This is a genomic window from Pseudorhodoferax soli (assembly GCF_003337555.1).
Taxonomy (GTDB): Bacteria; Pseudomonadota; Gammaproteobacteria; order Burkholderiales; family Burkholderiaceae_C; genus Pseudorhodoferax; species Pseudorhodoferax soli.
In genome coordinates this window covers 230,394-249,394 of sequence record NZ_QPJK01000005.1, presented here as the reverse complement: position 1 = coordinate 249,394, position 19,001 = coordinate 230,394, and the positions used below count along the sequence as shown (strand labels likewise).

At 70.8% G+C, this 19,001-nt stretch carries 16 protein-coding genes; 5 read left to right on the top strand and 11 right to left on the bottom strand.

Annotated elements, in window-relative coordinates; all coding sequences use genetic code 11:
* Positions 1-6 precede the first annotated feature (6 nt).
* Complete coding sequence (locus DES41_RS19055) at positions 7-618, bottom strand: chemotaxis protein CheC (protein WP_114469237.1); 612 nt, start codon at positions 616-618, stop codon at positions 7-9.
* Entirely contained in the window at positions 615-998 is a 384-nt protein-coding gene (locus tag DES41_RS19050; RefSeq protein WP_114469530.1) for a response regulator transcription factor, read from the bottom strand. The genes DES41_RS19055 and DES41_RS19050 overlap by 4 nt, the downstream gene beginning before the upstream one ends.
* Before the next feature lie 192 nt (positions 999-1,190).
* Here DES41_RS19050 and DES41_RS19045 point away from each other — a divergent pair, with 192 nt between their 5' ends.
* The 3 genes from DES41_RS19045 to DES41_RS19035 all read left to right on the top strand — a co-directional run bounded on the left by DES41_RS19045 (position 1,191) and on the right by DES41_RS19035 (position 7,068).
* Complete coding sequence (locus tag DES41_RS19045) at positions 1,191-2,492, top strand: amidohydrolase family protein (RefSeq protein WP_114469236.1); 1,302 nt, start codon at positions 1,191-1,193, stop codon at positions 2,490-2,492.
* Positions 2,493-2,571: 79 nt separating this feature from the next.
* On the top strand, positions 2,572-6,279 hold the full coding sequence (locus tag DES41_RS38455) for a patatin-like phospholipase family protein (protein WP_170168222.1): 3,708 nt from the start codon (positions 2,572-2,574) through the stop codon (positions 6,277-6,279).
* A gap of 84 nt (positions 6,280-6,363) precedes the next feature.
* Entirely contained in the window at positions 6,364-7,068 is a 705-nt protein-coding gene (locus DES41_RS19035) for a glutathione S-transferase N-terminal domain-containing protein (RefSeq protein WP_114469235.1), read from the top strand.
* Between the two features lie 7 nt (positions 7,069-7,075).
* Here DES41_RS19035 and DES41_RS19030 read toward each other — a convergent pair whose 3' ends face one another.
* From DES41_RS19030 to DES41_RS19010, 5 genes are all read right to left on the bottom strand, one after another.
* The gene (locus DES41_RS19030; RefSeq protein WP_114469234.1) at positions 7,076-7,495 is read right to left on the bottom strand and encodes an RcnB family protein; all 420 of its coding nucleotides are present in this window, start codon (positions 7,493-7,495) and stop codon (positions 7,076-7,078) included.
* A gap of 105 nt (positions 7,496-7,600) precedes the next feature.
* Positions 7,601-8,413, bottom strand: a complete 813-nt coding sequence (locus DES41_RS19025; protein ID WP_211333007.1) for an NAD-dependent protein deacetylase — start codon at positions 8,411-8,413, stop codon at positions 7,601-7,603.
* A 1-nt stretch (position 8,414) separates the two neighbouring features.
* On the bottom strand, positions 8,415-9,866 hold the full coding sequence (gene sbcB, locus DES41_RS19020; protein ID WP_114469232.1) for an exodeoxyribonuclease I: 1,452 nt from the start codon (positions 9,864-9,866) through the stop codon (positions 8,415-8,417).
* A gap of 59 nt (positions 9,867-9,925) precedes the next feature.
* Positions 9,926-10,375, bottom strand: coding sequence for a ribonuclease HI (rnhA, locus tag DES41_RS19015; protein ID WP_114469231.1), 450 nt, complete (start codon positions 10,373-10,375; stop codon positions 9,926-9,928).
* A complete protein-coding gene (locus tag DES41_RS19010; protein ID WP_425466377.1) occupies positions 10,372-11,199 on the bottom strand; it encodes a class I SAM-dependent methyltransferase in 828 nt (275 codons plus the stop codon). Before DES41_RS19010 ends, rnhA begins: the two co-directional genes overlap by 4 nt.
* On the opposite strand from DES41_RS19010, the gene gloB reads away from it, so the two are divergent.
* Entirely contained in the window at positions 11,198-11,989 is a 792-nt protein-coding gene (gene gloB / locus DES41_RS19005; RefSeq protein ID WP_114469229.1) for a hydroxyacylglutathione hydrolase, read from the top strand. The two genes, DES41_RS19010 and gloB, sit on opposite strands and share 2 nt — an antisense overlap.
* On the top strand, positions 11,986-13,518 hold the full coding sequence (locus tag DES41_RS19000) for a transglycosylase SLT domain-containing protein (protein ID WP_114469228.1): 1,533 nt from the start codon (positions 11,986-11,988) through the stop codon (positions 13,516-13,518). Before gloB ends, DES41_RS19000 begins: the two co-directional genes overlap by 4 nt.
* On the opposite strand, the gene DES41_RS18995 is transcribed toward DES41_RS19000, so the two are convergent.
* From DES41_RS18995 to DES41_RS18980, 4 genes are all read right to left on the bottom strand, one after another.
* Positions 13,519-15,147, bottom strand: a complete 1,629-nt coding sequence (locus DES41_RS18995) for a methyl-accepting chemotaxis protein (RefSeq protein ID WP_114469227.1) — start codon at positions 15,145-15,147, stop codon at positions 13,519-13,521. It lies immediately after the preceding gene.
* Positions 15,148-15,254: 107 nt separating this feature from the next.
* Entirely contained in the window at positions 15,255-16,412 is a 1,158-nt protein-coding gene (locus DES41_RS18990) for an alpha-hydroxy acid oxidase (protein ID WP_114469226.1), read from the bottom strand.
* Positions 16,412-17,506, bottom strand: a complete 1,095-nt coding sequence (locus DES41_RS18985; RefSeq protein WP_114469225.1) for a TRAP transporter substrate-binding protein — start codon at positions 17,504-17,506, stop codon at positions 16,412-16,414. Before DES41_RS18985 ends, DES41_RS18990 begins: the two co-directional genes overlap by 1 nt.
* A 33-nt stretch (positions 17,507-17,539) precedes the next feature.
* Positions 17,540-18,973, bottom strand: a complete 1,434-nt coding sequence (locus tag DES41_RS18980; RefSeq protein WP_114469224.1) for an aldehyde dehydrogenase family protein — start codon at positions 18,971-18,973, stop codon at positions 17,540-17,542.
* Positions 18,974-19,001: the final 28 nt, after the last annotated feature.

Here is a 19,001-nt window from a genome sequence, read left to right as displayed (position 1 = left end):
GCGCGCTCAAATGCGCGCCAGGAACCTGTCGACGGCGGCGATCAGATCGTGGAACGACGCCGAACTCAGCAGAAACACCAGCGCGCCGTGCGTCTCGCGCTTCTCGATGGTGAGGTCGATGTGCAGCACCAGCACCACCGGCTGCTGCATGTCCGAGGTGAGCTCGTGCAGCACCGTCTCGGTGCGGTTCACGATGTACTGCGGCAGCGTGCTGGTCATCTCCACGTCCAGCATTTCCGAGATCGAGGCCATGCACGCGTTCAGGATGATGTTGCCGAGTTCGCACATCGCCTCCTGCTCGAACTCGGGCAGGTCGTCCACGCTGACCTGCGATCCCAGCATCTCGTGCACGATCTCGAGCGCCTTGTCTTCGGTGAACAGCAGCGAGGCGTTGACCGCGAAAGCGCCGCTGAAATCCTGCCGCACCGCACCCAGGCGCTCGCTGCGCAGCAAGGCCAGGCTGGTGCCGAGTTCGTCGCGGCCGCAGAACGCGATGCGCGGGATCGACAGCAGCACCTCGTCGCCGACGATCTCCGACAGGCTGGCCGCGGCATGCCCTGCGCCGACGTTGAACATTTCGGCCAGCGCGTCGGTCTGCAGCTCCGTCAGCGTGATCACGCGGCCTCGTCGTCGAAGAAGCTCAGCGCCAGCTGCACGCTGCGCTCGCTGACCGGCTTGGGCACGAAGCACGCCCCCATGGCCGCGGCCCTCGCCTTGTGCGCCGCCTGCACGTTGGCCGAGAACACCACCATGCGCACCTGCGGGTAGGCCTGCAGGATGCGCTCGGCCACATCGGTGCCGATGGTGCCGGGCATGTTGATGTCCATGCTCACGTAGTCGGGCACGGCCTGCGCCAGCCGGACCAGCGCCTCGTCGCCGCTTTCGCATTCCTGCAGGGCCCAGTGCGGCTTGCGGGCCGCCACCAGGGTGCGGATCATCATGCGCGACACGCGGCTGTCATCGACGATCAGAAGGGTCTTGGGGGGCGCGCTGGACATGGAGCCAATGGTGCGCAGGCGGTGGGGCCGGCGCAATAGTCGAATACCTGGGGCGAATTCTAGGCGCCAGCATCGCACAATCCGGCGCCCGCAGCCCCCAGTGCAACGCACCGGTTCGGCTCCCGTGGCATGGATACTGCGAGGCAACGCCACTGCTTCTGCCCGCCGGACCGCGCGGCTTCCACCATCTCCATGCTCGACCTTCTCGTCACCCATGCCACGCTGCCTGACGGCGCATCCGACATGTCCATCGCCGTCCAGGACGGCCGCATCGTCGAGGTGGCGCCCGGACTGCAGGCCCCCGCCCACGAGACGCTGGACGCGGGCGGCCTGCTGGTCAGCCCGCCCTTCGTCGATCCGCACTTCCACCTGGACGCCACGCTGAGCCGCGGCCTGCCGCGCATCAACCAGAGCGGCACCCTGCTGGAGGGCATCGCGCTGTGGGGCGAACTCAAGCCGCTGCTCACGGCCGAGGCGCTGATCGAGCGTGCCGTGGCCTATTGCGACTGGGCCGTGGCCCGTGGCCTGCTGGCCATCCGCAGCCATGTGGACACCAGCGATGCAAGCCTGCTGCCGGTCGAGGCCATGCTCGAGGTGCGCCGGCGCGTGGCGCCCTACCTGGACCTGCAGCTGGTCGCCTTCCCGCAGGACGGCGTGCTGCGCAGCCCGGGCGGCCTCGCCAACCTGCAGCGCGCACTCGACCTGGGCGTGGACGTGGTCGGCGGCATCCCGCATTTCGAGCGCACCATGGCCGAGGGCGCGGCCAGCGTGAAGCTGCTGTGCGAGTTGGCGGCCGCGCGCGGCCTGCCGGTGGACATGCACTGCGACGAATCGGACGACCCGCTGTCGCGCCACATCGAGACGCTGGCCTGCGAGACACAGCGCCTGGGCCTGGCGGGGCGCGTCAACGGCTCGCACTGCACCTCCATGCACAGCATGGACAACTACTACGTCAGCAAGCTGCTGCCGTTGATCGCCGAGAGCGGCGTCAGCGTGGTGGCCAATCCGCTCATCAACATCACGCTGCAGGGCCGCCACGACAGCTACCCCAAGCGCCGCGGCATGACGCGCGTGCCCGAACTGCTGGCGGCCGGCGTCACCGTGGCCTTCGGGCACGACTGCGTGATGGACCCGTGGTACGGCATGGGCTCGGGCGACATGCTGGAGGTGGCCCACATGGGCCTGCATGTGGCGCAGATGACCGGCGAGGCCGGCATGGCGCAGTGCTTCGAGGCCGTCACCAGTGCGGCCGCCCGGGTGATGGGGCTGCGCAGCTACGGGCTGGCACCCGGCTGCGACGCCAGCTTCGTGCTGCTGCAGGCGCGCGACCCGGTCGAGGCGATCCGGCTGCGCGCCACGCGGCTCAAGGTCGTGCGCAAGGGCCGGGTGCTGGCCGAGAGCCCCGCAGCCACGGCCACCCTGCACCTGCCGGGCCGGCCCGATGCGACGGCGTTCATGCCGCCCCGCCACCGCGGCGGCAACGTAACGAAATAATTCGCGGCGCGCCTTTCGCGCGCGGCCCCGCTAGCCTCGTTCCCGGCACAACAGCCGCCGGGCGCGGCGGGAGGCTGGCGTGGACAACGAATTGCGCAAGCAGGTGCAGGCGCGCCGGCAGGCCTGGGCGGCCGCCGGCACCGACGACGAGCTGGGCAAGCCGCTGGAAGAAGCAGGCCTGTGGGGCCTGGCGCTGTCCGGCGGCGGCATCCGCAGTGCGACCTTCTGCTTCGGCCTGCTGCGCGCACTGGCGCGCGAGGGTCTGCTGCTGCGCTTCGACCTGCTGTCCACGGTGTCCGGTGGCGGCCACATCGGCGGCCTGCTGGGCCGCCTGTTCTCACGGGCCAGGACACCGCAGGAGGCGGCCCAGGTGCAGCAGGCCCTGGGCGCGGCCCGCACCAACTGGTTCGTCTGGTGGCTGCGCGCGAACGGCCGCTACCTGATCCCGCGCGGCGCGCGCGACGCCACCTTCGTCGCCGCGCTGTACCTGCGCAACCTGGTCGCCATCCATTTCGAGCTCGGCATGCTGGCGCTGCTGCTGGGCGTGCTGCTCACGGCGGCCAACCTGGCAGGCTGGCAGTTCATGCACCAACTGGGTTTCACGCACGCCACGCCGGTGTTCGCCATGCTGCGCAACCTGCCGGACTGGGTACCGCTGTGGCTGCCCATGGCCTGGCTGCTGCTGCCCTGCGTGGTGCTGGTGGGCGCCACGCGCGCCATGGCCTACTGGATCGTGCCCTGGCTCACGCTGGCGCGGCACTGGGCCGTGGCCGGCTGGCTGGCCGTGGCGCTGGCCACGGCCTGGCTGGTGTCGTGGTATTGGCGCCTGGCAGCGGCCAGCATCAGCCCGGTCGGCGAGGTCATGCGCAGCACGCTGTGGGCGGTCACCGCCGCCTTGCTGCTGCTGTGGCTGCTGGCCGTGCCGGTGGGCGCGCTGGCATTGCGGCGCGCGCGGCTGCGCTGTGCGGGCCCGGCCGCCGAAGCCGCGCGCAGCGATCTCACGGCCTGGCTGGCCCATTCCTTCCGCTGGTTCAGCGCGGTGGCGCTGGCCGGCCTGATCGACCGCGCGGCCTGGTTCCTGGCCTTCGAGCTGGAACCGCTGACCGAGGCCGGCCAGGGCGCGGCCGCGCTGTGGCTGGCGGTGTGGGCCGCGGCCATCCGCACGGTGCTGCCGCTGGCCTCGCAATTGCTGCCCGGGCGCATCCTCACGCGCGCGCTGCTCGTGGTCGGCCGCGTGCTGGGCTACGGCCTGTCGTTCGCGCTGTGCGTGTGGTGGGTCTCGCTCGTGCACAAGGCGGTCATGGGCGCCGTGTTCAGCTACAACGGCGCGCAGTTCGCGCAGGGCTGGCAGATGTGGCTGCTGTTCCTGCTGCCGCTGGCCGCCTTCTTCCTGGCCACGGCGCGCAACGTGGAGTTCCTCAACCTGTCCTCGCTGCACGCCTTCTACCAGGCGCGCATCGTGCGCAGCTACCTGGGCGCGGCCAATGGCGCGCGGCTGGGCGCCGGGCCCGGTGCGCTCTCGGCACTCGGCGAGGTGCCACCGGTGCTGCCGGTGCGCCGCCGCCACATTCCGGTGGACGACCTCAATGCGGACGACGACATCGCGCTGGAGCGCTACCGGCCACAAGACTGCGGTGGCCCCGTGCACCTGCTGAACTGCTGCATCAACCAGACCCGGGACCCGCGCGGCGGCCTCTTCAACCAGGACCGGCGCGGCCTGCCGCTGTCGGTGGCCTCCGGCGGGCTGGTCAAGGTCTCGCAGGAAGACTGGGAGCGCCCACCCACCACGGGCCTGCCCAGCCTGGGCGGCTGGATGGCGATCTCCGGTGCGGCCATCGCGCCGGGCCTGGGCAACCTCACGCGCGGCGGCATCTCGGCGCTGGCCACCTTCGCGGGCATCCGGCTGGGCTATTGGTGGAATGTGTCGGCCCGCACCGGCACCGAGCGCCGTTGGCCGCGGCTGTTCGTCAAGTCCTGCGGCGTGCTGAGCGAGACCTTCGGCAGCTTCCTGGGCGGGCGCGGCGACAACTGGTTCCTGACCGACGGCGGCCACTTCGAGAACACCGGCGCCTACGCGCTGCTGACCGAGCGCGCCCAGGTGATCGTGCTGGCCGACTGCGGCGCCGACCCGCGCTACGGCTTCGACAACCTGGAGGACCTGGTGCGCAAGGCGCGCATCGACCTGCAGGCCGACATCCTGTTCCAGCGCCCGCGCCGCGCACCGGCGGGCTCGGGTGAGGGGCCCGCCGGGCTGGCCCGCTTCGGTTCGCTCAACGACCTGGCCTCGCCCGAGAGCACGGCCTGCCTGGCGCTGGCCAAGGTGCTGTACGGCGGTGCACAGCCGAGCACCGGCATCCTCATCGTCATCAAGCCCAACCTGTGCGACGGCCTGCCGGTGGACCTGGTCAACTTCAAGCGGCAGAACCCCGACTTTCCGCAGGAGACCACCGCCGACCAGTTCTTCTCGGAAGCCCAATGGGAGAGCTACTTCCACCTGGGCACCTTCCTGGGCCAGAACCTGAACCGCAGCTGGATCGCCGAGTTGCTGCGCAACCCCGGCGCCTGGTTCGAGGACGACGACTGCTCGCCCTTCGCCGCCGCGCAGGCCAGCCGCGCCGCCCAGGAGCACGAAGGCGCCCGCGCGGTCGCCAGCGGCCGGCTGCCTGCGCGCATCAGCGGCACCGCGACGGCGGTGGGCGCCACGCTCAGCCTGGGCGCCGCCGCCACGCTGGGCGTGACCGTGTGGCAGGCCATCGAGACGGCGCGCACCGTGTTCACCAAGCAGACGCTGGACGAACGCGCTGCGCTCAAGGAACTGGCCGAGCTCTGGGCCAAGGCCACGCCCGGCGGACAGGCCCGGCCCGACCCGGCCGCCGCCGGCAACCTGGCGGCCGCCTTGCTGCGCACGGCCGACACGCTGTGCCCGACCGACGAGGCGCGCTGGTTCACGCGCTCCGACCTCGCGCGGCGCATTCACCAGTCGGCCATGCAGCAGTGCGCGGCGCTGAGCGAAGCCCTGCCCGCTGCCTGTGCCGCGCTGCTGGCCACCGGCGAGCGGCACGCCGACACCCGTGCCAACAGCAGCTGCCTGGTGCCCGCGCCCGAAATCCTGGCCGTGGCCCCGCCGCCGCGCTACTGGGTCTACGACTACACGGGCAAGGGCGCAAGCTCCAGCTCCCACCCGTGCGACCCGGTCGTTGCCGAGCGGGTGTATCTGCAGCAGGCCGCCACCGGCGCGCCGCGCGACGGGCCGCCGGCCAGTTGCCACTACACCGGCCGTTTCGCGGAGGGCGTGTTCGCGCGCGCGCCGGCGGCGGGCACCGTGCCGGCCGCGCCGCCCTCGCCGACGGCCACGCTGCCGCCATCGCCCCAGCCCGTGCCCAGCCATGAATGCGCGGGCGTCACGGTGTTCATGCAGATCTACGGGCCCAGCCAGCGGCGCGCGGTCTGGCCGCTGCGCCGCACCTGGCGCGCCATGGGCGCCGAGGTGCCGCCGCTCGAGGACGTGGTGGAAACCGCCAACGCACGCGGCTACGCCAGCCCCGTGCCGGTGGAGAAGACCACGGTGCGCTTCCACGACAGCGCTTCGCTGGCCTGTGCGCGTGCGCTCGGTCCCAAGGCCGGCTTCATGGACTGGATCGTCGAGCCGCTGTCGGCCCGCTACCGGCCGCGGCCCAACACCGTGGAGGTCTGGGTGGCACCGGGCGACACCACCTTGCAGGACCATCCGCTGCCCTCGGTGGAGAGCCGGCCGGCGCCGCTGCCCAGCTCGCGCGCCACGCCCTGAGCCGCAAGACCCCTGGCCGCGCGCGGCAGCCCGCTCCGGCCTATGCTGCGCGCTTCGTCCATTCCTTGAACGTTCTCAAGCACCATGCCCGATCTGTCCGCATTCGCCATCACCAAGAAGTGGCCCGCGCGCCATCCCGAGCGCCTGCAGCTGTATTCCCTGCCCACGCCCAATGGCGTCAAGGTTTCCATCGCGCTGGAAGAAACCGGACTGCCCTACGAAGTACACCGGGTCGCCTTCGACACCAACGACCAACTCTCGCCCGAGTTCCTGTCGCTGAACCCGAACAACAAGATCCCGGCCATCCTCGATCCGAACGGCCCGAACGGCCAACCGCTGGCGCTGTTCGAGTCCGGCGCCATCCTGGTGTACCTGGCGGCCAAGACCGGCCAGCTGATGCCCACGGACGACGCCGCGCGCTACGAGACGCTGCAGTGGCTCATGTTCCAGATGGGCGGCATCGGCCCGATGTTCGGCCAGCTCGGCTTCTTCCACAAATTCGCCGGCAAGGACTACGAGGACAAGCGCCCGCGCGACCGCTACGTGGCCGAGTCGCGCCGCCTGCTGCAGGTGCTGGACGGGCGGCTGGCCTCGCGCCAGTGGATCATGGGGGACGAATACAGCATCGCGGACATCGCGGTGTTCCCCTGGGTGCGCAACCTCGCGGGCTTCTATGGCGCCGGCGAGATCGTCGGCTTCGACGACTTCCGCGAGGTTCGGCGCGTGCTCGACGCCTTCGTGGCACGGCCGGCCGTGCAGCGCGGGCTGGCGATCCCGCCAGCCCCCTGAGCCCGGCTTACTGCGACAGCAGCACCTGGGCGATGATGCCGGTCGCGATCGCGATCAGCACGTACTCGGCCCCCACCTGCACCCAGTGGTAGCCGCGCGGCGGCCGCTGCAGGCGGTGGCCGCGCCAGTCGTCGATGACATAGGTGCGTGCGCGGTACGCAGGCGGCAGGCGGTCGCCGCGCTTCCAGTGGCCCGGAGGGCCGCCGTAGGCATGGCCGGGCGGGCCGCCATGCGGGTGGCGCGAAGGCTTGCCGTGGTGGCGGTCGTCATGGCGGTCCGGGCCGCGCCGGTCGTCGCGGTCGCCGCGGCGACCCCTGTCATCCCGGTCGCCGTCGCGGTCGCGGTCGCGCGGCTGGGCGATCGCGCCGATGGACGGCACTCCCAGGGCCATGGCCACCAGGGCTGCGGTGAAGATCGAGCGTTTCATCTGGACTCCTTTCAAGGCCCGGTCTGTGCTGCCGGGCTGCGACAAGCTTAGGTGGCCAATGTAAAGCAGCGGTGGCGCAATGCAGGCCTCGTGCAAAGCCGCGTATCAGCCCGGCAGTGCCGCCAGTGCGGCCCCGATGGGCAATTCGACCTTGAGCGCCAGCAGCGCGTCCGCGCGCGTGCGGCCCAGGTTCAAGGCCGCGATGGGCTTGTGCTGCTCGGCCGCGGCCAATGCGAAGCGGTAGCCCGAATACACCATGAGCGAGGAGCCGACGACCAGCAGTGCGTCGGCCCGCTGCAGCGCCGCCATGGCCTGCGCCACGCGCTCGCGCGGCACGGACTCGCCGAAGAACACCACGTCGGGCTTGAGCATGCCGCCGCAGCGGCTGCAGGGGGGCACCTGGAAGCGCGAGAAATCCGCATGCTCCAGGTCGGCATCGCCATCCGGCGCGGCGCCGGCCGACAGGCTGGCAAAGAGCGGGTTGCGCGCCACCAGATCCTGTTGCAGGGCAGCGCGCGGCGAGCGCGTGCCGCAGGCCAGGCAGACCACGGTGTCGATGCGGCCATGCAGGTCGACCACCTGCCGGCTGCCGGCCGCGCCGTGCAGGCCGTCCACGTTCTGCGTGAGCAGCAGCTCCACATGGCCTGCGGCCTCCAGCCGCGCCAACGCCAGATGCGCGGCACCGGGCCGCGCATGGGCCATGGTCGACCAGCCGAGCAGGCTGCGCGCCCAGTAGCGCTGGCGCGTGCCCTCGTCGCCCGTGAAGGCCTGGTAGGTCACGGGCTGCGGACGCTTCCAGTCGCCGTTGGCATCGCGGTAGTCGGGAATGCCGGACTCGGTGCTGACGCCTGCGCCCGTCAGCACCATGAGGCGCGGGTGGCGTGCCACGAAATCGGCCAGTGCAGCTTGCGGATCCATCTCAGCCCAGATCGGAAGCGATGTCCTCGACGTAGGCGTGCAGGGCTTCGAGGATCTCGGCGCCCCGCGCATCGGCGCTCTGGCCGTGGCGGTCGAGCTCCTCGAGCAGCTGGTCCACGTTGCGGACGCCGCCCTCGCCTTCGATCAGGCGCGCGGCGCGGTGCTGCAGCCAGCGCTCCTGTTCTTCCTCGGACAGCGTATCGGGGAAGTTGCGCGCGCGGTAGCGGAACAGCAGCTCCTCGAGCCGCCCGTCATCGAAGCTGTTGCGGGCCGTGGCCAGCGCCTGCGGCGACTGCTCGCGCAGCTGGTTGAGGCGGCGCCGGTCGGCCGGACCGATGAAGCCACCGTACAGGTCTTCGTCCACGTCGGGCGTGGCCTGCGGCTCGCGGCGCAGCAGGCCCTCCCACAAGGCCGAGAGGTCGGGCAGCGCCGCCGCATGGGCTGCGTTCTGCAACTGGACGGAGAAGTCCAGGCCCCAGCGCTCGGCCATGGCCGGTGTCAGCGTCTTGAGGTTGCCGACGACCATGGGCGACTTGTTCAGGTGCACGCTCTTGAGCGGCAGCCGTGCGACACCGGGCGGCAGCTCGGCCGTGCGCGAGTACAGGCGCAGCCGCGCGTCCTCGACCGTGAGGCCGTCGAGCTGGCGCGGGTCGTGCGCGAGGTCCCAGGCCAGCAGCTCGTTCTTGTTGGTGGGGTGCATGGCCAGCGGCCACATCAGTGCCAGGCAGCCGCGCTCTGTCCCGAACATGCCCGAGACATGCAGGAAGGGCCTGGCCGCCTGCGGCGTGGTCGGCAAGCCCAGCTCGGTGGCCACGCGGTCCTTCTTGTGCAGGGCCAGCGCGAAGTCGAACAGCTTGGGCTGGGCATTGCGGATCAGCCGCGCCAGCGCGATCGTCGCGCGCACGTCGGACAGCGCATCGTGCGCCGCCTCGTGCGCCAGGCCGTTGGCCGCGCTCAGGTGCTCGAGCCTGAAGCTGGGACCGCCGCCTTCCTCGGCGGAGCGCTGCGGCCACTGGATGCCTTCGGGCCGCAGCGCGTGCGTGAGCCGCACCACGTCCAGCAGGTCCCAGCGGCCGCAGCCGTTCTGCCATTCACGCGCATAGGGGTCGATCAGGTTGCGCCAGAACAGGAAGCGCGTGACCTCGTCGTCGAAGCGGATGGTGTTGTAGCCCACGCCGATGGTGCCGGGCTGGCTGAAGGCGGCCTCGATGCGTGCGGCGAACTCGGCCTCGGGCAGGCCGCGCTCCAGGCACAGCTGCGGCGTGATGCCCGTGATCAGGCAGGACGCGGGATCGGGCAGGTAGTCCGGCGCCGGCTGGCAGTACAGCATGATGGGCTCGCCGATCTCGTTGAGGTCGGCATCGGTGCGGATCGCGGCGAACTGCGCAGGCCGGTCGCGCCGCGGCACGACGCCGAAGGTCTCGTAGTCGTGCCAGAGAAAGGTATGGGGCATCGGTGAACCTGCGCCCTCTCGGGCTGCGGTGCGAGCGCCTGCTGGCGGCCGGGCGGCGCTCATATCCGCCCCAGCGCCTTGTCCACGCCCTTGTTGGCCAGCGCATCGGCGCGCTCGTTGCCGGGGTTGCCGGCATGGCCGCGCACCCAGCGCCAGTCGATCTTGTGGCCGCCGGCGGAAACCAGCGCGTCCAGCTTTTGCCACAGCTCCACGTTCTTGACGGGCTGCTTGGTCGAGGTGATCCAGCCGCGCGCCTTCCAGCCCTTCATCCACTCGGTGATGCCCTTGCGCACGTACTCGCTGTCCAGGTACAGCGTGACCTCGCAGGGCTTCTTGAGCGCCGCCAGCGCTTCGATCACGGCGGTCATTTCCATGCGGTTGTTGGTGGTGGCCAGTTCGCCACCGAACAACTCTTTTTCGAGCGTGCCCGACTTCAGCACCACCCCCCAGCCGCCCGGGCCGGGGTTGCCCTTGCAGGCGCCATCGGTGTAGATCTCGACGTGGTTCAACGGATGCCTTTTTCTCTCTTGGAAACAGAAGGAGGAGCCTGCGCAGCGTGCGCCGGCTCGTGGACGGGGCGCCGCGGGCGCCGGTTGGCCAGCGGCACGGGCGCGGCCTTGAGCTTGCGCGCGCCCTTCCAGTTGGCTTCGAGCAGGCGCATGCCGCGCACGCGCTTGACGGCGGTGACGAAGTAGACGGCGCCCAGGATGGGCCAGCAGCGCGCGCCCAACTGCTCCATCCAGCCAAAGCGGCCCAGCGTGGCCTCGCTGTTCACGGCCGGCCGGTAACAGCCGAAGCTGCTGGACTCGACCTCGAACGACAACAGGCGCAGCCAGTCGCGCAGCCGCAGGTAGCCGATGAAGTCGCCATCGGCCGGCAGGTACAGCTGGCCCAGGCCCAGCCTGCGGTACAGGCGTGCACGGCGCTGGCGCAGACCCCACAGGCTGGCGCTGTTGAAGCCGCAGATCACGGCCTGGCCCTCGGGAACGAGCACGCGCTCGACCTCGCGCAGCGTGGCGTGCGGATCGGGGCTCAGTTCCAGCGCATGCGGCAGCAGCACCAGGTCCAGGCTGTTGGACTCGAACGGCAGGGCCGAGAAATCGCACGCCAGCGCGGCCCGGCCCATGGCCCCGGATGGTTCCGAAGCGGCCAGCCAGCGGTTCTGGATCCGGCAGGCGCGCAGGCCGTCGAGTTGACCCGCACCCAATTGCAACGCGTGGTAACCGAAGACGTCGGCCACCGCCCTGTCGAACGCGGCCTGCTCCCAGGCCAGCAGATAACGGCCGGGCGGGGTCTGGAACCAATCGTGCAAACCTATAATTTGACCGCTCATGGAACTCATTGCGCTGCCCGCTTTCGCCGACAACTACGTGTGGATGCTGCACGACGGACAGGCGGCGCTAGTGGTCGATCCGGGCGATGCCACGCCGGTCTTCGAGGCCTTGCAGCGCCGCGGTTTGCAACTGCGCTCGATTCTAGTCACGCACCACCATGCCGATCATGTCGGCGGCGTGGCGGCGCTGCGCGAGGCCACCGGCGCCCGCGTCTTCGGTCCGTCGCGCGAGCGCATCCCCGAACCGCTCACGCGCCTGGCCGGCGGCGACCGCGTGCCGGCCGATGCCGCCACGCTGGGGCTGGCCTTCGAGGTGATCGACGTGCCGGGCCACACGGCCGGGCACATCGCCTACTGGTGTGCCGCTGTGGGCGACGCCGATGGCAGCCCCGTGCTGTTCTGCGGCGACACGCTGTTCTCCGGCGGCTGTGGCCGCCTGTTCGAAGGCACGCCCGCGCAGATGCTGGACTCGCTCGACCAGCTGGCCGCGCTGCCCGGCAACACGCGCGTGTGCTGCGCCCACGAGTACACGCTGTCCAACCTCAAATTTGCGCGCGCCGTGGAACCTGGCAGCGCCGATCTGCTCCACTACAGCGCGCAGTGCGAACAACAACGCGCGCTGAACCAGCCCACGCTGCCCTCGCGCATCGCGCTGGAACGGTGCATCAATCCCTTCCTGCGCGTACGCGAACCTTCGGTGGCCGCAGCGGCCCGCGGCTTCGATGCCAGCGCGCTCGATGCCGTCGGTGTGCTGGCCGCGCTGCGGCAGTGGAAAAACGAATTCAAATGAATGTCCTGATGAAGTACCTTGGCGTGGCAGCCCTGCTCTGGCTGACCGGCTGCGCCAGCATCGACCAACCCGCCTCCCCGATCTCCGCCAATGCGCCACAGCCGCCCACCACCGTGCAGGTCGACGGCGCCGCCATCCCCGCGGGCCCGCGCCAGGCCATCATCCCCACCGGGCCGCTGAGCCCGATCGCAGCGTCGGAGCTGCGCTCGGGCACCGTCACGCTGCAGCTGCCGCCGGCCGACCTGTGGGAGCGCATCCGCCGCGGCTTCGCCATGCCCGACCTGGACACCGACCTGGTGCGCGACCGCGAGCAGTGGTACGCCACGCGGCCCGACTACATGCAGCGCATGACCGAGCGTTCGTCCAAGTACCTGTTCCACATCGTCGAGGAACTCGAGGTGCGCGGCATGCCGACCGAGCTGGCGCTGTTGCCCTACATCGAGAGCGCCTTCAACCCGCAGGCCGTGTCGGTGGCCAAGGCCGCCGGCATGTGGCAGTTCATGCCGGCCACGGGCACCTACTTCGAACTCAAGCAGAACATCTTCCGCGACGACCGGCGCGACGTGCTGGCCTCCACGCGCGCGGCACTGGACTACCTGCAAAAGCTCTACGGCATGTTCGGCGACTGGCACCTGGCCCTGGCCGCCTACAACTGGGGCGAAGGCAGCGTGAGCCGCGCGATCCAGCGCAACCAGCGCGCCGGCCTGCCGACGGGCTACATGGACCTGTCCATGCCCAACGAGACGCGCTACTACGTGCCCAAGCTGCAGGCGGTCAAGAACATCGTGGCCCGGCCCGAGCGCTTCAGCACCGACCTGCCGCTGATCGAGAACCACCCCTACTTCCAGATGGTGGACCTGGCGCACGACATCGACGTGGCGCTGGCCGCGCAGCTGGCCGATGTCTCGCCCGAAGACTTCCGCGCGCTGAACCCGTCCATGAACAAGCAGGTGATCCTGGCCGCTGCCACGCCACAGATCCTGCTGCCCTGGGACAACGCCCTGGTCTTCAAGCGCAACCTGGACGCACGCGGCAAGGGCCAGCATGCCAGCTGGGGCGCCTGGGCCGTGCCCACCACCATGACCGTGGCCGCCGCGGCCGACCGCGTCGGCATGAGCGAGGCCGATCTGCGCACCGTCAACAGCATCCCGCCGCGCATGCTGATCAAGGCCGGCTCGGTGCTGGTGGTGCCACGCTCGGGGAAGATGGGCGACGTGGCCAGCCACCTGGCCGACAACGCATCGCTGCAGCTGGCGCCCGAGATCGTGACGCACCGCACCGTGGTCAAGGCCGCGCGCAAGGACACCGTCGCCAGCCTGGCGCGGCGCTACCGGGTGAGCGCCGCACAGGTGGCCGACTGGAACGACATCTCCGCGTCGGCCGCGCTGCGCGCCGGCCAGGCGATCACGCTGTTCCTGCCGGTGCGCGCCACCGCTGGCCGCAGGACCGTCGCGGCCAAGAGGCCCGTGACGCGCCAGGTGGCGCCTTCCGCCAGGCAGCCGGTCACCAAGAAGCGCGCCGCACGCTGATCAGGCCGGTTCCTCGGCCAACTCCTGGCGCGACGCGCGCCGCAGTGCCACCGCGTCGACCTCGGCCAGCGACTGCTCGCCGCGCACCAGCCGGAACAGCCGCATCGAGTCGCTGACGCCCTGGGCCCGGCCCTGCAGCGACTGCGCCGCCGCCGCCAGTTGCTCGACCAGCGCCGCGTTCTGCTGGGTGATGCCATCGATCTGGTTCACGCCCTCGTTGATCTGCGCGATGCCCTGCTGCTGCTCACGCGCGGCGGTGCTGATCTCGTCCAGTGTGGTGCGCACCTTGGCCACCGAGGACAGCGCCTGCTGCATGCGCTCGCGTGCCTCGGCAGTGCGGCTGGCGCCCTGCTCCACGCGCCCGGCCGATTCGACGATGAGTTCGCGGATCTGGCGCGCCGCGTCCGAACTGCGCTGCGCCAGCGCGCGCACTTCGGAGGCGACGACGGCGAAGCCGCGGCCGCTCTCGCCGGCACGCGCCGCCTCCACCGCTGCGTTGAGCGCCAGGATGTTGGTCTGGAAGGCCACGCCTTCGATGAGCTGCACGATCTCGCCGATCTGCCTGGACGACTGGGTGATGCCCTCCATGGTCTCGGCAGCGGCCAGCACCGCGGCGTTGCTGCGTTCCGTCACCTCCGCGGTGGCGTGGGCGAGTTCGGCGCCGCGCGCGGCCGATGTGGCGCTCTGCTGCACCGTGCCGTTGATCTGGTCCATCGACGCGGCCGTCTGCTGCAGGCTGCTGGCCTGCGATTCGGTGCGGGCCGACAGGTCGTGGTTGCCGGCGGCGATCTCGCCCACCGCATCACCGAGCTGGCCCACCTCCGAACGCACGTCGGACACCACTGTGCGCAGGTTGACCGACATCTGCATCAGCGCGCGCTGGAGCCGCCCCACCGCGCCCGTGGCATCGGTCGATACGCGGTGCGACAAATCGCCGGAGGCCAGCCGGTTCGCGTCCACCACCAGCCCCTTGAGCGGGGCCAGCATCAACTGGCGCACGCCCCAGACCGCTGCGGCGGTGGTCACGGCCGCCACCGCCAGCACCGCAGCGTCCGGCAGCCCGGCCCAGCTGGCCAGCACGATGGCTGCCGACGCCGCCAGCTGCAGGGCCAGCAGCTTGCCGTTGGCCTGCGGTGTGAGGCCCTGCACGAGCCGGCCCCAGGCGTCGCGGCGCCGCAGCTCACCGCGCTGCAGCACATGGCGCAGGCTCCCGCTGGCAGCTTCCTCGCGCATGTCGGCGTACAGCCGCTCGGCCGCCTGCACGGCGTCGCGCTCCGCGTGGGTGCGCACGGACAGGAAGCCGGTGATGCGGTCGCCGTCCATCATCGGCGTGGCATTGGCCCGCACCCAGTAGTGGTCGCCGTTCTTGCGCCGGTTCTTCACCAGCGCGCTCCAGGGTTCGCCGCCCTGGATCGTGGCCCACATGTCGCGGAAGGCCTCGGCCGGCATGTCCGGATGCCGCACCAGGTTGTGCGGCTGGCCCAGCAGTTCCTCCTGCCTGAAGCCGCTGACCTCGATGAAGGCCGGATTGCAGTAAGTGATGCGGCCCTTCAGGTCGGTGACCGAGACGAGCGTCTGCTCAGCGGGAAACTGGTACTCGTGCCCACTGACAGGTTGGTTGTTGCGCATTTTGTCCCCACGCGTTGGTCGGTGCGCAGAGTCTAGTCACATAAACACACAAATAAAATCAAAATCTCGTTCGCAACGCGCACGAATTGACCTGCGTCAAGTTTGCGTCACATCTGTGTCGCGCTGAGGCCGGCCCGGCGGGCGTCGGTCAGAGTGGCGACGCCGGCCAGTTGCATGGCCAGCCGCAGCTCGCCCAGCAGGATGGCGATGGCACGGTGGGCGCCGGCCTCGCCACCGGCGCAGGCGCCGAACAGCGCGGCGCGGCCGATGGCCACGGCCTGGGCCCCGAGCATGCGGGCCTTGAGCGCGTCCACGCCGCGGCGCACACCGGAATCGACCAGCAGCGGCAGGCGCCCCGCCAGCCGGCGCGCGATCTCTGCCAGCGCATCGGCCGAGGCCTGCGCGCCGTCGAGCTGGCGGCCTCCGTGGTTGGAGACCCAGATGCCGTCCACGCCCAGGGCCGCAAGGCGCTCCGCGTCGTCGGCATGCTCCACGCCCTTGACGAGCAGCCGGCCCGGCCAGCTGTTGCGCAGGGCAGCCAGGTCGTCCCAGCCGTAGGAAGCGTCGAGGTTTTGCCCGACCTTGGCCGCGATCGTGAGGCCCGCGCTGTGGTCGCCCAGCAGGCCGCGCACGTTCTCGAACTCGGGCCGGCCGCCGCGCGCCATGCGCCAGGCCCAGCCCGGATGGGTGATGCCTTCCCACAGGTGGCGCGGCGTCATGCGCAAGGGAATGGAGACGCCGTTGCGCAGGTCGCGCTCGCGCTTGCCGCCGGCGGGCAAATCGACCGTGACTACCAGCGTGCCATAGCCCGCAGCCCAGGCGCGCTGCACCAGCGCGGCGTTGAAGGCGCGGTCGCGCAGCACGTAGAGCTGGAACCATAGCGGCCCCTGCACCGCATCGGCGATGCGCTCGAGCCCCGTGTTCGACATGGTCGACAGCGTGTAGGGGATGCCATGCGCGGCCGCGGCCTTGGCGATGGCAAGGTCGGCGCCGGGCCAGCCCAGCGCGCACGAGCCCATGGGCGCGACGACGAAGGGAGCAGCCGCCGGCGTGCCCACGATGTCGGTGGCGAGGTCGGGGGCCGAGACGTCGACCAGCACGCGCGGCACGATGCGCACGCGCTCGAAGGCGGCGCGGTTGTCGGCCAGCGTGAGTTCGTCCTCGGCGCCGCCGTCGATGAACTCGAACACCGAGCGCGGCAGGCGGCGCCGCGCGATCGCACGCAGGTCGGCGATGGACAGCGCGCGCTCCAGCGCGGCGTCCATCACTTGCGGCGCGAGGCCGCGGCCATGTAGCTGTCGAACGGCCCTTCGCAGAACTGCTGCCAGAGCACCTGCTCGTTGCGGAACCTGATCCAGTGCTCGAAGATCTTCTTGAACGCGGGGCTCTTCTCGGACAGTTCGGCGTACAAGGCCTCGGCCGCCTTGTAGCTCGCATCCAGCACCGGCCGCGGGAACGCGCGCAGCACGGCGCCGCCGGCCACCAGGCGACCCATTGCGCGCGGGTTCTCCACGTCGTACTTGGCCGTGCACCATTGGTTGGCCTCGGCCGCGGCCGTGCGCAGAGCGGCCTGGTAGTGCGCCGGCAGCGCGGCCCAGGCCTTGGGGTTGATGAACAGGCCCAGCGTGGCCGATCCCTCCCACCAGCCCGGGTAGTAGTAGTACTTGGCCACCTTGTGCAGGCCCAGCTTCTCGTCGTCGTAGGGGCCGACGAATTCGGCGGCGTCCAGCGTGCCCTTCTCCAGCGCCACGTACAAGTCGCCCGCCGCCAGCTGCTGGGCGACGACGCCGAGCTTGGCGAGCACCATGCCCGCCAGGCCGCCCACCCGGAACTTCAAGCCCTTGAGGTCCTCCACGGTCTTGATTTCCTTGCGGTACCACCCGGCCATCTGCGCACCCGTGTTGCCGATGGGCATGGCCATCACGCCCTGGCTGGCATAGAACTCGTCGAGCAGCGCCTGGCCGCCGCCTTCGTAGAGCCAGGCGTTCTGGCCCCGGGCGTTGAGGCCGAACGGCAGTGCCGTGCCGAAACCGTAGGCCGGATCCTTGCCGATGTAGAAGTAGCTGGCCGAGTGGCCGGCTTCGACCGAACCGGACTGGGTCGCGTCCAGCACCTGCAGGGCCGGCACCAGTTCGCCGGCCGGGTGCAGCGAGATGTTGAAGCGCCCTTCCGTCAGTTCGCCGACGCGCTTGACGGCCATGTCCATGGCGCCGTAGATGGTGCCCAGCGAGCGCGGATAGCTCGACGCCAGGCGCCAGCGCACCTGCGGGTTGCTGCCCTGGGCCAGTGCGGGCGCGGCCAGGCCGGCGGCCAGCGTGCCGGCGGCGGTGCCGCGGGCCAGAAATCTTCTGCGTTGCATGTTGGCTTGTCTCCCTTTGTCGTTCTTGCCGGCTCAGTCGTGGCGGATGGCGATGGTCTTGAGCACCGTGAACGCGTAGAGCGCCTCGAAGCCCTTCTCGCGTCCGTGGCCGCTGGCCTTGACACCGCCGAACGGCAGCTCGATGCCGCCGCCGGCGCCGTAGTTGTTGATGAACACCTGGCCCGCGCGCAGCTTGCGCGCGAGGCGCAGCTGGCGGCCGCCGTCGCGGCTCCAGACGCTGGCCACCAGGCCGTAGTCGGTGGCGTTGGCGATGCGCACGGCATCCGCCTCGTCGTCAAAGGGCATGGCGGCCAGCACCGGGCCGAACACCTCTTCCTGCGCCAGCCGGTGCGCCACGGGCACGTCGCGCACCAGCGTGGGCGGCTGGTAGAAGCCGCCTTGCGGCGCCGCCGGGTCCACGCTGCCCTGCGCCACGATGGCCAGGCCATCGCGCCGCACCTCGTCCAGGAAGCCGGCCACGCGCTGCTGCTGTGTCTTGCGGATCAGTGGGCCGCAGTCCAGGTCCTGCTGCGCCGAGCCCACGCGCAGGGCGGCGAACATCGGGCCCAGGCGCGCCAGCACGGCCTCGTAGGCGCTGCGCTCGATCAGCAGGCGGCTGCCTGCGGAGCAGGTCTGGCCGGCGTTCTGCACGATGGCATTGACGATGACGGGCAGCGCGGCATCGAGGTCGGCATCCGCGAAGACGATCTGCGGGCTCTTGCCGCCCAGCTCCAGCGTGACGGGGGTGTGGTTCTCGCAGGCCGCGCGCGTGACCACCTTGCCGATGTTGGGCGAGCCCGTGAACGACACGTGGTCGATGCCGTGATGCCTGACCAGTGCGTCGCCGGCCTCGTGGCCGTAGCCCGTCACGATGTTGATGGCGCCGGCCGGGAAGCCGACCTCGGCCGCCAGTTCGGCCACCCGCAGCAGCGACAGGCAGGCGTCCTCGGCCGGCTTGACCACGCAGGCGTTGCCGGCGGCCAGCGCACCGCCCACGCTGCGGCCGAAGATCTGCAGCGGGTAGTTCCAGGGCACGATGTGGCCGGTCACGCCGTGCGGCTCGCGCACCGTCAGCACGGTGTAGCCGTTCTGGTAGGGAATGGTCTCCCCGTGCAGCTTGTCGCAGGCGCCGGCATAGAACTCGAAGTAGCGCACGATGGCCAGCGCGTCGGCGCGGGCCTGCTTCAGGGGTTTGCCGGCGTCGCGGGCCTCGGTCTGCGCCAGTTCCTCGGTGTGCTGGGCCAGGTGCAGCGCGAGCTTGTGCATGAGGCGGCCGCGCTCGGCTGCCGTCAGCCGGCCCCAGTCGCCCTCGTAGGCGCTGCGTGCCGCGGCGATGGCCGCATCGATGTCGGCCGCGTTGCCGCGCGCGATTTCGTCGAAGACCTGGCCATCGGAAGGATCGACGACGGGAATGCTTTCGCCCGAAGCGGGCGCGACGCGGCGGTTGCCGATGAAATGGTGCTGCATGCTTGTCTCCTGGCCAGTGTGGCGGCGG